Raw genomic sequence first — 15731 nt, forward strand, 5'->3', positions numbered from 1 at the left:
GTGGAAATCGATGCCTCCACTGATCTCTTCTGGGACGTCCATGATCGCCTTTCTTCAACGCTTCAACGTCGGCCACCGCCTGGCCGTTGCATTCGGAATCCTGATTCTTCTCTCAGGCCTGCTGGTGGCCACCGGCCTGAGCACGATGGCGAACGCACGCGCGCAGCTGGACTTCATCGTTCTCGACCGCACCGCCAAGATCCAGATCGGCAACGGCATGCTGGATGCCAACTCCTCGCTGCTGATCGCACTGGGCACGTATGCCATGGCGACAAGCGAGGAGCTCAACACCGAAGCGCTCAACACCATCAACGCCCAGCGCCAGCGCTACCAGGAGCTGCGCACCAGGCTGGATACGCTGTCCAGCTCGGAGGAAGGGCGGAAGATCCGTAACGAGATGGACGAGCGTCGGGCGACTTCCGTGAAGTTCAACGACGAAGTCATGGCACTGGCCGCCAAGAACGAGAACGCGCAGGCCCAGGACATCCTCAGCGAACAGGCGCGGCCTGCCACGCTCGCCTGGCAGGACAAGATCCGCGAGCTCGTCACCCGGCAGGAAGGACAGAGCAGACAGGCCTACGCAGAAGCAGTCCGGTCGATGGATCGCGGCAAGCTCCTGCTCATCCTCGGCGGTGCCGCGGTCGTGCTGGTCAGCAGCCTGCTAGCCTGGCTCATCACCCGCAGCCTGACCCAGCCGCTGGCACGCGCCACCAACGCAGCCGAGGCGATCGCCAATGGTCAGCTCGGCAACAACGTGCAGACACAGGCCAAGGACGAGACCGGCCGCTTGCTGCGCGCCATGCAGGGCATGCAGACACAGCTGCAGGCCCTTTTGACTGCACAGGGCGACATGGCCAAGCGCCACGACGAAGGCCAGACCAGCTTCCGCATGGATGCCCAGGCCTTCCCGGGCGACTACGGCCGCATGGCCGAGGACACCAATGCGCTTGTGGCCTCCCACCTGGCCGTGCAGTCCAACCTTGCACGGATCATGGGCCGCTATGCCATCGGCGACCTGAGCGAGAGCATGGAGCGCCTGCCCGGTGAGAAGGCCGTGCTGACGCAGACCATGGACGAGGTCAAGGCCAACCTGTCCGCAATGAACATCGAGATCAAGCAGCTGGCGCAGGCTGCCGCGGACGGTGACTTCACCGCGCGCGGCGATGCCGAGCGTTTCCAGTACGATTTCCGCATCATGGTGGAGAGCTTGAACCTGCTCATGGCCACCGCGGACAGCAACCTGCAATCGCTGTCTTCGCTGCTGCAGTCCATCGCCGCAGGCGACCTGACCGCACGCATGACCGGCGAGTTCAGGGGTGTGTTCGCGCAGATGCGCGATGACGCCAACACCACCGCCGCGCAGCTTGCCGAAATCGTTGGCCGCATCCAGCAGTCGGCCGTGTCGATCAATTCGGCGGCCAGCGAGATTGCCGCCGGCAACCAGGACCTGTCGCAGCGCACCGAACAACAGGCGGCCAACCTGGAGGAAACCGCTGCCTCGATGGAAGAACTCACCTCCACCGTGCGCCAGAACGCCGAGCACGCACGTCAAGCCAACCAACTGGCGATCGGCGCGGCAGGCGTGGCGTCCCAGGGCGGCGAGATCGTGAGCAAGGTGGTGGGCACCATGGCCGGTATCGAGGCCTCGTCCAAGAAGATTGCCGACATCATCAGCGTCATCGACGGAATCTCGTTCCAGACCAATATCCTGGCCTTGAATGCCGCCGTGGAAGCGGCACGTGCCGGCGAACAGGGGCGCGGATTTGCCGTGGTTGCTTCGGAAGTGCGCACGCTGGCCCAACGCTCCACCGCTGCGGCGAAGGAGATCAAGAGCCTGATCGACGATTCGGTCGAGCGGGTCGCCGAAGGCTCGACCTTGGTGCATACCGCAGGCGCCACGATGGCCGAGATCGTAGCCAGCGTGCAGCGCGTGACCGACATCATGGGCGAGATTTCCGCGGCGTCGCAGGAGCAGTCGGCCGGTATCGAGCAGGTCAACATCACGGTCACGCAGATGGACGAAACGACGCAGCAGAACGCAGCCCTGGTCGAGGAAGCGACGGCTGCAGCACGTGCGATGGAAGAGCAAGCGACGCAGCTGACCGAGGCGGTGGCGGTCTTCAAGATCGACGGACAGAAAGCTGTTCCGGTCGGCGCAGCTGCTGCCACATCAGCCATTGCGAACTCCGGCAGCAGGAAAACGGCAGCGCCCCTGAAGACACCTGCAAAGGTTGTTCCGCACCGGGCACCACGCAAACTCGAGTCAGTCACCGGCGCAACAGACGGCGCAGGCTGGCAGGAATTCTGACCAAGCCGCGGTGGGCCCGGATTTCCGGGCCCACCCGCGTTCTGCTCTTACGCATCATTGCGCAGCACGTGATCCGCGTGGGCGGTCGTACCGACCGCCCGGGCAAAGGTCATCATCGGACTTCAGACGCAAACGGTGCTCGAGGTCATGAACATCGACCAACGTCACCGCACGTCACCTTACTCCATCAACTCGAAGCTCGCCGTCAGTCCTGCAGCTTCAGCCGATGGCGCCACCCACACAGCGAATACATCCGGCTCCACGATCGGTTCCAATGCCTGACCGATGAACAACAGGTCCGCACGCCGCAACACGAACTCCACCGGCGCGCTACCGCCTGCTGGTACCGCGAGCTTGCGGAAATCCTTCAGTTCCCGCACCGGCCGGTTCACGCTGGCGCTGCGGTCGCGCACATACTACGGTTCGCGCACCCCGGTGGGCAGGCGCTCCCCATGTCATGGACGCCCTGCGCGCAGACGACCCGCACGGCAGCGACTCATTGCGCGATCAGGAAGACCGCATAGATGTTCTCGGTGTAGGTGATCGTGCCGGTCAGCAGGCTTTCGCCGAGGCCTTGCACCTTGCCATCTGCACCAGGTGGCGGCGGCGGCGGCGGTGGGGGTGCCGGTGGCGAGGGCGGCGAAACCACGGAGCTGGGCGTTGGCGCTGCAGGCGCAGACCAGGTGCCGGCTTCGACGCCGTAGGCAAAACTGGGCGCCACATCGGAGATGCTGTAGATCCCGGTCAGCCGCACGCCGTAGGCGCTGGCCAGCCCTTGGGCGGATTCCCGCGATTGCGTTGCGGCTTCGCGTTTGAGTTCGGCGCGCAGCTTGGCCGCATCGGCGTATGCACTCTGCATCGACAACACCTGGACATTCTCGTTGGCCTCCAGGCCACCCAGAAAGGCGCGCACGTCCTTCAGGGACGAGAAGGTGCCGCGGATCTTGCGCTCCACGCGGGTCCCCTGGAACACCGACTTGCCATTTTCGTAGCGCGACTGCGGGGAGATCGACAGCGACGAGGCATAGAGCGAATCCATCAGCACGTGGTTGCGTCGCAGGCCGTCCAATACCGATCGGGCGCGTTCCTCGACAAATTTGCGCGCCAGGTCAGGCTGCAGATCGGTGTTGCTGACCTTGAGATCTAGGATGAAACGGTCCGGATCAACCGTCCGCGAGGCTTGGCCCTTCACCAGCAAATGCGGCTGTGACGGCAGGCTGTTGACCTGCGCTGTCGCCGCGAGCGGCAGCATCAACAGGCTTGCGAAAATCCAGAGGGCAACTCGCTTCATCGGGGTCTTCCTTGATGAGATAGATGGTTATGGATGCATGGCCGAATGACTGAGCGCTGCGAAGTCCGCGCAGAGCCGGTCGACCGACGCGGCCGTGGTCGCCCACGAGGTCACGAAGCGGATCACCTGACTGCCATCGGCGCGCACTTCCCAGCGCTCGAAGTCGTAGCCTTGCGCCAGCTGCGCGGCCTGCTGCGCGCTGACGGCGATGAACTGCTGGTTGGTCGGCGAATCGCTGGTGAACTGCGCGCCAGCGGCCAGCAATCCCGCGCGCAGGCGCTGGGCCATCGCATTGGCGTGTGCGGCCAGCTCGAAGAACAGGCCATCTTCGAACAGAGTGGCAAACTGCGATCCCAGCAGCATGCCCTTGGCCAGCAGCGCGCCGCGTTGCTTGATCAGGTAGCGGAAGTCGGCCTGCAAGGCAGGAGTGACGATGACCAGCGCTTCGCCGAGCAATGCGCCGTTCTTGGTGCCGCCGATGTAGAACGCATCGGTCAGCGCGGCGATCGTGGGCAGATCCAGATCGTTGCCCTCGGCGGTCAGCGCGGCGCCCAGGCGTGCGCCATCCAGATACAGCAGCAGATCGTGCGCGCGACAGAAACGCGACAGCGCCTCGAGCTCGGCACGGCTGTAGATGGTGCCACTCTCGGTGCTGTTGGAGATGTAGACCAGGCGCGGTTGCACCATGTGCTCGTTGCCGTGCACATCCAGCAATGGCTGGATCAGCGCCGGGGTCAGCTTGTCGTGCAATGCGGGTACGGTCAGCACCTTGTGGCCGGTCGCTTCGATGGCGCCGGTTTCGTGCGTGGCGATGTGCCCCGCTTCCACCGCGATCACCGCCTGATGCGGGCGCAGGAACGCCGCGATCGCGGTCAGGTTGGTCTGGGTACCGCCGACCAGCAAATGCACCTCGGCCTGCGCCTGCGCGACTGCGCTGCGGATCAACGCAACCGCACGCGCGGTATGCCGATCGGTGCCGTAGCCGGCGTTCTGCTCGGCGCTGGCCTGCGCCAAGGCCTGCAGCAGGCGCGGGTGCGCGCCCTCGCTGTAATCGTTGCGGAAGCTGATGCGCGCAGCGTTGCCCTGCCCGTCCATCACAGCCCCTTGGCCGCCTGCGCGACCGCACGGAACAGCGCGCGACCCTTGTTCATGGTCTCCTGCCATTCCAGATCCGGGTCGGAGTCGTAGACCACGCCGCCGCCGGCCTGCACGTACAGATACCCATCCTGGATCACCGCCGTGCGGATCGCGATGGCGGTGTCGGCATCGCCGTGCCAGCCGATGTAACCGACCGCGCCGGAATAGACGTTGCGCTTGACCGGCTCCAGCTCGCGGATGATCTCCAGCGCGCGGATCTTTGGCGCGCCGCTGACGGTGCCGGCCGGGAAGGTCGCACGCAGCACGTCGCTGTAATTCAGGCCGGCCTTGAGCGTGCCGGTGACCTCGCTGACGATGTGCATGACGTGGCTATAGCGTTCGATCACGAACTGCTCGCCCACCTTGACCGTGCCCGGTTCGGCCACGCGGCCGACATCGTTACGACCGAGATCGATCAGCATCACGTGCTCGGCGCGCTCTTTCGGGTCGGCCAGCAGTTCGGCCTCCAGCGCCTTGTCCTGCTCGGGCGTGGCACCACGCGGGCGGGTGCCGGCGATCGGCCGCACGGTGACCACCCCATCGCGCAGGCGCGCCAGGATTTCCGGCGAGGAGCCCACCACCTGCGTGCCGCCGACATCGAGAAAATACATGTACGGCGAGGGATTGAGCGCGCGCAGCGCGCGATACACATCCACCGGACGCGCACGGAACGGCACGCGCAAGCGCTGCGACGGCACCACCTGGAAGATGTCGCCGGCGCGCACGTATTCCTGCGCCTTGCGCACCACCGCGTGATATTCCTCGCGGGTAAACGAGGAGTGGAAGTCCGACTCGTCGATCGCATCGGAAACCTGCGCCTGCGGATACCCGGCACCGCCCTGACGCAGCCGGTGCGCCAGTTCGTCCAGGCGCCGGTTGGCGCGCACATAGGCCTGCGGCTGGCGCGGGTCGGCGTGCACGATCAGGTACAGCCGATCCTTGAGGTTGTCGAATACCGCCAGCTCTTCGGACAGCATCAGCAGGATGTCCGGCGTGCCCAGCTCATCGGGTTTGTCGCCGCTGCCCAGGCGCGGTTCGATGTACTGGATGCACTCGAAGCCGAACCAGCCGACCAGGCCGCCGGTGAAGCCGGGCAGGCCGTCGAGCTGCGGCACCGAATGCTCGGCGCGCAAGGCGTCCACTTCGGCCAGCGGGTCGGCGACCTCGCGGGTTTCCAGCACTTCGCCGTGCTCGCTGATTTCCAGCGTATGCCCGCGGAAGCTGTACACGCGCCGCGCCGGCAGGCCGATGATGGAATAGCGCCCGAAGCGTTCGCCACCTTCGACCGATTCGAACAGATAGGTGTAGGGGCCGTCGGCGAGCTTCAGATAGACCGACAGCGGCGTGTCCAGGTCGGACAGCACTTCGCGGACGACGGGAATACGGGTGTGACCTTCAGCGGCCTGGCGCTGGAACTGCTCTGCAGTGATCAAGACGACTTTCCTTCCGGGACTCTGTGGCGGGGCGGACGACGGCAACGGGCCACCATCGCCACCAGCGGCGAGCGGAAGAGAAGGAGCGTGGAGTCGTCAAGCGGGACACGTCCCTACTGTAGCGCAACTGCCGCGCCAGGGCAGCAGGCCCGAGGCGAAAGCCGCGCAAATTGCGAAGCCGGGCGGGCCAGCCTGGCGCAGAACAGCCAGCCCACGCTCTACCGATTCCCCAATCCCGATTCCCGACTCCCCACCCTCAAGCGCTCCGCAACGGGCACTCCACCGGCAAATGCATCCGCAACCGCGCCGGCACGCATTCGATGCGGAAATGCAGCGAGGTCTCCGGCTCGCCATCCAGGTTCAAGGTCAGCGGCTGATGGGCGACGATCTCCAGCCACGGCAGCCGCGCGCGCACGGCCACACGTTCCAGCGCGGCCTGTTTGCCGCCGGTGACCAGGGTGCCGAGAGTGGCGGCCACTTCGCCGTTGAGCGCAGGCACGATGGTGACGTCGAGCAGACCATCGTCGATCAGGGCCTCCGGGCACAGCGCCTGGCCGCCGCCGGCCTGCCGCCCGTTGCCCAGGCCAAGCGCGATGAACTCGCCTTCCCAGCTGAAATCCGGGCCGCTGAAGCGGGCGCTGATCGGGTCGATGCGGCCCAGCCGAGACATGCCGGTGATCAGATACGCCAGGCCACCGAGCATCTTCTTCAGGCCTTCGTCGGTTTCGACGGTGACCTGGGTGCCGAACCCGCCGCTGGCGACGTTGGCGCACCAGTGCGGGCCGTGTTCGGCGTCGATGCGCAGCAGATCGATCGGCTCGGCGGGGCGCTCGGCGATCAGCGTCAACGCAGCGAGCGGTTCGATCGGCAGGTTGGCGGCAGTGGCGAAGTCGTTGGCGGTGCCCAGCGGCACCAGGCCCAGCGATGGCAGCGTGGCGGCGTCGGCGGTGTGATGCGCCAGTGCGGCAGCCACTTCGCTCAAGGTGCCGTCACCGCCGGCCGCGATCACGGTGTGGGCGCCGTCGGCAACCGCTTCGCCGACATAGCGCTCGGCATCGCCGTCTTCCCAGGTGACCCGCACCTCGAGCTGGATGCCGCGCTTGCGCAGCGTTCCCACCGCCTCACGCAGGTCCAGATTGTCGGTGGACTTGCCGTTGAGGATCAGACGCCAGTGGGACGCGGCCATGCACGCTGCCAATGCTGTGGGGGTGGTGGACGCAGGCTAGCAGCGGCCCGCTGCGCGCATCGTGAATACGCAATGTCGCCCGGCTGTCATCGGCATGTCACCGAGAACCCGGAGAGTGGAAGGCCATAGCAGGGACGACGGGCGGAGGCAGGATCAGCCTCCAATTTTTCTCGAAGGCCGCTCCCAGGGGAGCGGCCTTCTCTTTGCGTGCCGCGGCGGCGCGCAGGCCGCGCTCAGGCGCCGGCGGCGAACGCGGCCAGGCGCTCGCCGTCGAGCCGGTAGACGGTCCAGCCGTCCATCGGGCGCGCACCGGCCGCCTGATAGAAGTCGATGGCCGGCTGGTTCCAGTCCAGCACCGACCATTCGAAACGCCCGCAGCCACGCTGCACGGCCAACCGGGCCAGGTGCCGCAGCAGGGCCAGGCCAGCGCCCTGCCCGCGCGCCTGCGGGCGCACGAACAGGTCTTCCAGATACAGGCCGTTGCGGCCGAGCCAGGTCGAGTAATTGAAGAAATACACCGCAAATCCCAGCGCCTGGCCGTCCTGCTCGCAGATCAGCGCATGCGCGGTGGCGCCCTCGCCGAACAGGCTGGCGCGCAGGTCCTGCGGGCTGGCCTTGACCGCATCGGGCTCGCGTTCGTACACCGCCAATGCAGTGATCAGCTCATGCAGCAGCGCCACATCGTCGGGCGTGGCGGCGCGGATCTGCAGCGCAGGCGCGCTCATCGCACCGCATCCACCGCCGCGCGCATCTGCGCGATCACCTGCGCATAGTCGGGCGCGTTGAAGATCGCCGAGCCGGCGACGAAGGTGTCGGCACCGGCGGCAGCGATCGCGCCGATGTTGTCGGCCTTGACCCCGCCATCGATCTCCAGCCGGATCGGCTTGCCCAGCGCGTCGATCCTGCTGCGGATGGCGCGCAGCTTGTCCAGCGCCGAGGGAATGAAGGCCTGCCCGCCGAAGCCGGGATTGACCGACATCACCAGCACCAGGTCCAGCTCGGGCAGCACCCAGTCCAGAATGTCCACCGGGGTGGCCGGGTTGAGCACCAGGCCGGCCTGGCAGCCGTGCGACTTGATCAGCTGGATCGTGCGATGCACATGGCGGCTGGCTTCGGGATGGAAGCTGATGGTAGTGGCGCCGGCCTCGGCGAAGTCCGGCACGATGCGGTCCACCGGCTCGACCATCAGGTGCACGTCGATCGGCGCGGTGATGCCGTGCTTGCGCAGCGCCTGGCACACCATCGGGCCGATGGTGAGGTTGGGCACGTAATGGTTGTCCATCACGTCGAAGTGCACCCAGTCGGCGCCGGCCTTCAGGACGTTGTTCACTTCCTCGCCCAGACGGGCGAAATCGGCGGACAGGATGGACGGGGCAATCGCCGTCGGTTGCATGGGCAGCTCGTCAAGGAACGGAAAACACATTGTCGCAGGCGCGCAAAGCCAGTGCATCCGCAGCGGTCCAGCCTGCGTATGCAGCTGAACCGGCGCACCGCGCCCTTTCGCCAAGGACACCGCATGAAGACCACCCCGCTCGCCTCCGCTGCGCTTGTTTTGATGGCCCTCGCCCCGTCCGCCTGGGCCCAGACCGGCCCGGCCGACTGGTCAGGTTTCTCGATCGGCGCCAATGTCGGCGGCGCCGACGTCAGTGGCGTTTCCGGCGGCCGCTTCGGCTTCGACACCAACCTGGACGGCCGCGACGGCGACCAGGTCAGCACCCCGACCGGCGCCGATGCCTTCTCGCCCGGGTTCTGCGGCGGCGCGGCGGCCGGGCGCACTCCGGCCAGCGGCTGCAGCAAGGACAAGGGTGGCGCCGAATACGGTGCGCGGCTGGGCTACGACTGGCAGGCCGGCAACTGGGTCTACGGCGTCGTTGCCGAGTACACCCGTAACGACCTGCGCGACAGCGTCAGCGCCTTCAGCACCACCCCGGCGTTCTACACCTTCACCCGCCAGCTCAACCGCACCGCCGCACTGCGCGGCCGTATCGGTTATGCCTTTGGCGCGCAGGGCGACTTTCTGGCCTATTTCACCGCCGGCGTGGCACGCGGCGAGTTCGACCACAGCTTCTCCAGCAGCAACACCGCCAACAGCTTCACCAGCAGCGGCGGCGACAGCGCCGACGGCTACCAGGCCGGCCTGGGCCTGCAGCGCCGCCTGAGCGACAACGTCTCGGTCGGTGTGGAATACCTGTTCACCCGCCTGCAGGACGAAGACACCCGCGTGCGGGTCGGGCCGGGTACCGCGCCGGCGACCAACCCGTTTCTGCGCGTCAATCCGGCCGGCACCGACCTGCGTCGCAGCGATACCGACTTTTCGTCGAATGCGGTGCGCCTGACGGCGACCTATCGCTTTTGAGTGCTTAGCGTCCGAGTGACCGCGCCTGACCTGTCATGGGTCGGGCGTTTTCATTTGTGGCGCCCATGCCGACCCTGTGCGGGTGCCTGGCAGCGATATTGCAGCGTAGGCTGGATCAGCGTTTGCGCAGCCGCTGGATCCGATCGTAGGCCGCATTGATCTGGCTGGCCTTCTTCTCCGCCTGGCGGCGTGCTTCCGGCTCGGCGTTGGCCACCTTGTCGGGGTGGTAGCGCGACATCAGCCGGCGGTAGGCCAGGTCGATCTCGGCGGTGGTGGCGTCCGGCTCCAGTCCCAGCGCTTCGTACGGGTTGTCGGCGCGGCGCTTGAACCAGCCGGCGTCCACCGCATGCCCGATCGCCAGGCCGATCATCAGCCCGAGTACCGGCGCGCCGCGGAACAGCAGGGCGCCGGCCAGTGCGCCGAGCAGTTTTCCGTACCAGGACATGGGCGATCGGGGGCGGGAAGGCGGGCTGGCGATCTTACCCGAACGCCCGCCCGGCCTGGCTGACGCGGCATGCACGCCGCCCACCGGGGCGGCCCCAATAAATCCAGCGGCGCGCGCCGAAGCGCCGTACACTACGCGGCCCGCTGCCCACCCGCGGGCCCGCCGGGTCCCGGGGACAGCGTCATTGCGACGTCCTTAGGAGTGCCTGTGTCGACCACGCTGTTGCAATCCGATCTGCCCGGCCTGCCGTTGCGTCACCGTGGCAAGGTCCGCGATGTCTTCGACATTCCCCGCGAGCGCCTGCCCGCCGATGCGCCCCCGGGCGATTATCTGTTGATGGTGGCGACCGACCGCCTGTCCGCGTTCGACGTGGTGCTGCCCGACCCGATCCCCGGCAAGGGCGAGATGCTGTGCCAGGTCTCCAACTTCTGGTTCCACAAGACCGAACACCTGATGCCCAACCATCTGGTCGACATCACTGTGGAGCAGGTCTTGCCCGAAGGCGTGGACCCGGCGCTGTATGCAAAGCGCGCCGTGGTCACGCGCAAGCTCAAGCCGGTGCCGGTGGAAGCGATCGCACGCGGCTACCTGATCGGCAGCGGCTGGAAGGATTACCAGCGTACCGGCAAGATCAGCGGCATCGAACTTCCCGACGGCCTGCGCCAGGCCGAGAAACTGCCCGAGCCGATCTTTACCCCGTCGACCAAGGCCGCGGTCGGCGACCATGACGAAAACATCGACTTCGATGCGATGGTCATGACCGTCGGCGCCGAGCTTGCCGAACGCGTCCGCGATGCCACCTTGCGCATCTACCGTTTCGCCGCCGATTTTGCTGCCGAGCGCGGCATTCTGCTGGCCGACACCAAGTTCGAATTCGGCACCGATGCCGATGGCCGCCTGTACATCATGGACGAGATGCTGACCCCGGACTCGTCGCGTTACTGGCCGGCTGACCAGTACGAACTCGGCACCAGCCCGCCCAGCTACGACAAGCAGTTCGTGCGCGATTATCTGGAAACCCTGGACTGGGGCAAGACCGCACCCGGCCCCAGCCTGCCGGCAGAAGTGATCGAACGCACGCGCGCAAAATACGCCGAGGCATTGCAGCGGTTGGCGGGTATTTCGGTCGATTGATCTCCAAGGCCCCGCCCCTGGGGCTTTGAGGCTGTAGTAAAGCAACAATGGCGGGCAGCGCTCTTTATTGAGCGCTGAAGGACGCACCTGACGCGGTCTGTTGCCCAAGGAAGTCGCAATGGCACTCTCATATTGTTCGTTCCGCAGATTGCCGGCGTTACGCAACGCACTGCTGCCCGGGCTGCTTGCGGTAAGCGCGTGCAGCGCCGGCGAATCGGCAGCCCCTGTAGCGCCGCCAGTCACATCGACGGCATCGGCGTCTGCATCAGCACATGCACCGGCTTCTGCCGGCGCTTCCGTCAATGACCGACTAGCGACGTTGTTACAGGCAAGCGGCGTGCAGTGTGCCGATGCGAATATGGCAGAAGGCTGCACGGCCGGAAATGTCGACGCCGGTGATTTCTACGACGTCGAGCTCTCGCCTGCATGTGGCGATGCGGGCTTGTTTGCCGGCGTGACGCAGGCAAACGGAGTGGATGCACTTGATGCGGTGCCGACCACTGACAGTCGTGTGGTCGCCAGAGCCAGGCTGGCGCAGGGCCAGCTCGTCTGCATTCAAGCGATCGGCCGCGCCGGACAGAATCCGCTGTATTACTACGTCATTGCGATTCCTGCAGACAGCGTCGCCGGATGCAAGAACAACCCGGCATGCGGAACATATGGCGACAGGCCGACCCAACGCCCGAAGACCACCATTGGCGAGAGCTGTCATGCCGCCGCACCAGGCCAGTATGTCGGCGACTGCGCGCAGGGATGGGTGGGTGCGGATGCGCTCGATGTGTTTTCAAACGGGATATAGTCAGCCGCGCCACACCGGATAAATCCCCGGCCAAACCATGATCAAATCATCATGACTTTTGCGCAGGCTCGATCGAGATAACCTGGCTTTGCTGACAGCAATCAACGGCGATGGACTCACCCGAACCGGGGACACCGTCAGGCTGCTTGTTCTGCGAGGGTATTGGCCTGCCGCATGCCGGCCAGTTTGCGCAAGCCACGACTCCGCGAGCCTTCACACATTGGCAAGCAGCGCGCGTATACCATCCCGCCCGCGTTCCAGTTGCCCCGCAATGATCAGGAGGATCCCTTGGCCCTTTTCCGAACGTCCCTGCACGCTTTCGCACTGAGCCTGGCGCTGGTCGCCTGCAAGCCGCAAGCAGAGCCAGCCGGCGCAGCGACGCCTGCTGCCAATGCAGCACCTGCAGCCTCGGCACCCGCCACTGCTCCGGCAACGCCTGCGCAGGCGACAACCTGCCCCAGCGCCGACTTCTCTACGTTTCTGAAAAGCTTCAGCGCAGACATTGCGGTACAGGAAAAGGCCACCGCCGATCCGCTGACGATGATCCAGCTCGACCCGGACGCGCAGCCCGAGCCCGCCCCGGTCACCCGCACGGTTCCGCTGGCCAAAATCGAATGGCCCGTCATCCCGAACCTGGAGGCAGCCCGCAACGGCGGCCGCGAGGTCACGATTTCCGAAGAGGCCGATGGCCGCCAGGTACTGGTCCGCACACCGGACACCGGCGATCAGCAGGTCTACCACTTCGCCCAGCGCCCCTGCTGGATGCTGGTCAAGGTGGACGACCAGTCCCTTTAATCAGCGCGCTAGTGGCGACACTGGTAATGGCGCATCCGCCAACGTTTCAGGAGATAACCTTGCGTCCTTTCCGACTGATTGGCCCTGCATTGGCAGTTGCACTCGCGGCCTGTAACGGACCTCAAGCTGGTGGTGCGGCCGAGCAGTCGAACGCCGCTGCCGGTACCGCGGCGACGCAGCCGTCCGCACCTGCCGCACCAACCCCCGCAACACCGACACAAGGGACTGTACCTATGGGCACGATAGACTCCTTCATTCCGGCGGGATCGAAGGCTCTGGAGACCATCCGTGGCGATCTGACTGGCGCGGGCCGCTCCGATGCGTTGGTGGTGATTTCCCCATCCAGCACCGGCGCCGAAAAACTTGGCGAGGGACAACCGCGTACGGTTCTGCTGCTGACGCAGACCGCCGACGGTGCGATGCAGAAGGCCTCAGAAAATAGCAAGATCGTGCCATGCGCCCGTTGCGGCGGTCTGGCAGGCGACCCCTACGCGTTTTCGCGCATCCAGACCGGGCAATTCACCATTTCCATTTCCGGCGGATCGCGCGAGCGCTGGGCAGACGACTTCACGTTCAAGTATTCGGCAGACAAGCAGACCTGGTTGCTGGACAAGGTGGTGCGTGACCTGTCCGATACCGAGACCGAGCAGCACAACACCCTGGAATTGACCGCCAAAGACTTCGGCACGGTGGCGTTTCAGGAGTTTGATCCATCCACATTGAAGAAAGCTGCGGCATTGGACGACGCCGCAGCCGAGAAGGCGAATTAAAGGGACGTAATGGTTTGCACGGACAAGGAAGGAGTCCGTTATTTCATGTTGCTGAGAAATGAGGAGTTACACCATGGCAACCGATCGTGAAACAGGACTGCTCCAGTCAGCCTATGCTGCAGGCATTACCCAGCCGAAGGAGCTGGCAAACTTCATGGCCCAGGTGGGTCATGAATCGATGGGCCTCAACCGCCTGGAAGAAGGGTTCCGCTATACGCACGGATCCTCACAGGTGAGTTCGAAGGTGCGCTCCGCACTGCGTGAGGGCCCCGAAGCCCTGGAGCAGGCACGTCTGGATGCCCTGCGCGGGCAACCGGAAAAACTGGCCGAATTGATGTATGGCGGACGCATGGGCAATAACGAGCCCGGCGACGGCTACCTGTACCGTGGCCGCGGTTATATGCAGCTCACCGGCAAGGACCAATATCGTGCGGCGGGCGAAGCGTTGAACCTGGATCTGGTGGCACACCCCGATCTGGCGGCACAACCTGAAAACGCATCCCGCATCGCCACTTGGTACTGGCAAAACAACGTGCCGCAGGCCGCCAGGCAGGACGCGCATGCGGCAGGTGTTGCGATCAACGGCGGCGATCCGCCAAATGGATTGGCCGACCGCGAGAACCGGTTTGCCCGCTGGCAGCGCGATATCACTCCAGAGCTGATGAACAACCTGGCCCATGGCCAGCTCGGACAGCCAGTGCAGCACACTGCACCAGCACCTGTGCAGCCACAGCATGGTGGATCCAGCTCGTTTCAGCAGACGATGGAACGGATGCTCCCACCGCAGAACGGGACGGCACCGCACATCACCGGCCATTACGGCGAGCATCGCAGTGCCCGTGATCACGGCGGTACCGACTTCAACTACCAGGGTGGCCAGACAGGCCGCAACATGCAGCACCCGACGGTGCATTCGCCGGTCGCCGGAACCGTCACCTTCGCGGGCGGCAACTACGGCACCGTCAAGATTCGCGATGCACAGGGCAACTCGCACGAGATCCTGCACCTGGACGCGCTCAAGGTGAAGGAAGGTCAGACGCTGTCTGCAGGCGATGCCATCGGCACGATGGGTGGACGCGGCCCGAACGGTAACAGCCAGTACGCGCAGCACGTGCATTACCAACTGCGCGATGCCAACGGCAAGCTGACCAGTCCGGAGACATTCTGGAATCAGGGCCATCAGCAGGAGTCCGGCGCGCGCCACCCCCAGCCGGCGACAGCGCCTGGCAATGGCACGCTGCGGCATGGCGAGCAAGGCAGTGATGTCGGCAAGCTGCAGCAGGACCTCAACCGTCTCGGCGTGCGCGATGCGCAGGGCAACCGGCTTGCCGAGGATGGCCGCTTTGGCGACAACACGCGTGAGGCGGTGATTGCGTTCCAGAAGCAGCACGGGCTGCAGCCCGATGGCGTGGTGGGGCGCAACACGCAGGCCGCGTTGTCCGCACAACCGGCCCAGGCACAGGCAGCGCAGACGCCGGTTGCTGCGCCCAAGGGGCCGTCGCTCGACGATGCCTCGCATCCGGACCATGCCTTGCACAACGCAATCCGCAGCAAGCTGCCCCGCATGATCTCCAACGAGACCGCGGCCCACGTCACCCTGCAGGCCAAGCAGAACGGTATCGATTCGGCAGACAAACTGCAGAACGTCACCGTGCAGGATGGCAAGGCATTTGTCATGGGCACCACGCCGGGCTTCCGTGCGGCGGTGGATCTGAACCAGCCAGCTCCCCCGCTGGAGCAGACCAGTGCGCAATTGCTGGCTGGCCAGGCTTCGCAGCAGCGTGCGCAGGATGAGCAGCAGCGGGTTGCGATCGGCGGCCGCTGACGGTTCAACGCCGCAGCACGAAAAACCGGCCAGATGTCTGGCCGGTTTTTTTGTGTCTGTCTGCTTTCGACAGTAGCCCCGAGAGCGGCGCTGCGGCCGCGCCTGACTGCACACGCCGCGCGGATTGCCTGTCGTTGCCAGCGGATCGAGCGTCGCTGGAGGTTGGTGCACCCTCCAGATTGCGACAAGACGGCATGCCTGCCGCGCTGGCGATGTCGCACACGCAGTGACACTCCTGCTGCTCTGCGATGC

Annotated in this window: 14 protein-coding genes and 1 pseudogene; 7 read left to right on the forward strand and 8 right to left on the reverse strand. The window is 65.5% G+C overall.

The window, feature by feature from the left end; all coding sequences use genetic code 11:
• Nucleotides 1-40: 40 nt before the first annotated feature.
• Nucleotides 41-2308: a methyl-accepting chemotaxis protein gene (locus GGR73_RS13765; RefSeq protein ID WP_184457393.1), complete on the forward strand. Its 2268-nt coding sequence runs from the start codon at nt 41-43 to the stop codon at nt 2306-2308.
• Between the two features lie 179 nt (nt 2309-2487).
• Here the strand turns inward: GGR73_RS13765 and GGR73_RS13770 are convergent.
• The 7 genes and pseudogenes from GGR73_RS13770 to rpe all read right to left on the reverse strand — a co-directional run.
• Nucleotides 2488-2724, reverse strand: a pseudogene (locus GGR73_RS13770) (fibronectin type III-like domain-contianing protein); the annotation flags it as partial.
• A gap of 80 nt (nt 2725-2804) precedes the next feature.
• Nucleotides 2805-3599: an SIMPL domain-containing protein gene (locus GGR73_RS13775; RefSeq protein ID WP_184457395.1), complete on the reverse strand. Its 795-nt coding sequence runs from the start codon at nt 3597-3599 to the stop codon at nt 2805-2807.
• A gap of 27 nt (nt 3600-3626) precedes the next feature.
• On the reverse strand, nt 3627-4694 hold the full coding sequence (locus GGR73_RS13780) for a threonine aldolase family protein (protein WP_184457397.1): 1068 nt from the start codon (nt 4692-4694) through the stop codon (nt 3627-3629).
• Nucleotides 4694-6169, reverse strand: a complete 1476-nt coding sequence (gene trpE / locus GGR73_RS13785; protein WP_024938199.1) for an anthranilate synthase component I — start codon at nt 6167-6169, stop codon at nt 4694-4696. Before trpE ends, GGR73_RS13780 begins: the two co-directional genes overlap by 1 nt.
• A 256-nt stretch (nt 6170-6425) precedes the next feature.
• The gene (gene yegS / locus GGR73_RS13790; RefSeq protein ID WP_065050377.1) at nt 6426-7355 is read right to left on the reverse strand and encodes a lipid kinase YegS; all 930 of its coding nucleotides are present in this window, start codon (nt 7353-7355) and stop codon (nt 6426-6428) included.
• A gap of 233 nt (nt 7356-7588) precedes the next feature.
• A complete protein-coding gene (locus tag GGR73_RS13795; protein ID WP_054592402.1) occupies nt 7589-8080 on the reverse strand; it encodes a GNAT family N-acetyltransferase in 492 nt (163 codons plus the stop codon).
• Complete coding sequence (gene rpe, locus GGR73_RS13800; protein ID WP_016901363.1) at nt 8077-8748, reverse strand: ribulose-phosphate 3-epimerase; 672 nt, start codon at nt 8746-8748, stop codon at nt 8077-8079. Before rpe ends, GGR73_RS13795 begins: the two co-directional genes overlap by 4 nt.
• Nucleotides 8749-8871: 123 nt before the next feature.
• On the opposite strand from rpe, the gene GGR73_RS13805 reads away from it, so the two are divergent.
• Entirely contained in the window at nt 8872-9711 is an 840-nt protein-coding gene (locus GGR73_RS13805; RefSeq protein ID WP_039511280.1) for an outer membrane protein, read from the forward strand.
• Between the two features lie 115 nt (nt 9712-9826).
• Here GGR73_RS13805 and GGR73_RS13810 read toward each other — a convergent pair whose 3' ends face one another.
• A complete protein-coding gene (locus tag GGR73_RS13810) occupies nt 9827-10156 on the reverse strand; it encodes a J domain-containing protein (protein WP_016901358.1) in 330 nt (109 codons plus the stop codon).
• 207 nt (nt 10157-10363) lie between these two features.
• Here GGR73_RS13810 and GGR73_RS13815 point away from each other — a divergent pair, with 207 nt between their 5' ends.
• The 5 genes from GGR73_RS13815 (at nt 10364) to GGR73_RS20330 (ending at nt 15479) form a co-directional block, all read left to right on the forward strand.
• Entirely contained in the window at nt 10364-11290 is a 927-nt protein-coding gene (locus GGR73_RS13815) for a phosphoribosylaminoimidazolesuccinocarboxamide synthase (RefSeq protein WP_046345459.1), read from the forward strand.
• A gap of 118 nt (nt 11291-11408) precedes the next feature.
• Nucleotides 11409-12089 (forward strand): hypothetical protein, encoded by a 681-nt coding sequence (locus GGR73_RS13820; RefSeq protein WP_184457400.1) that lies wholly within the window; start codon nt 11409-11411, stop codon nt 12087-12089.
• Between the two features lie 288 nt (nt 12090-12377).
• Nucleotides 12378-12884, forward strand: coding sequence for a hypothetical protein (locus GGR73_RS13825; RefSeq protein WP_184457494.1), 507 nt, complete (start codon nt 12378-12380; stop codon nt 12882-12884).
• Nucleotides 12885-13117: 233 nt separating this feature from the next.
• Nucleotides 13118-13654: a hypothetical protein gene (locus GGR73_RS13830; protein ID WP_104554499.1), complete on the forward strand. Its 537-nt coding sequence runs from the start codon at nt 13118-13120 to the stop codon at nt 13652-13654.
• A gap of 73 nt (nt 13655-13727) precedes the next feature.
• Nucleotides 13728-15479, forward strand: coding sequence for a peptidoglycan-binding protein (locus tag GGR73_RS20330; protein ID WP_435012933.1), 1752 nt, complete (start codon nt 13728-13730; stop codon nt 15477-15479).
• The last annotated feature ends 252 nt before the right edge of the window (nt 15480-15731 follow it).

This window comes from Xanthomonas sp. F14, from assembly GCF_014199865.1.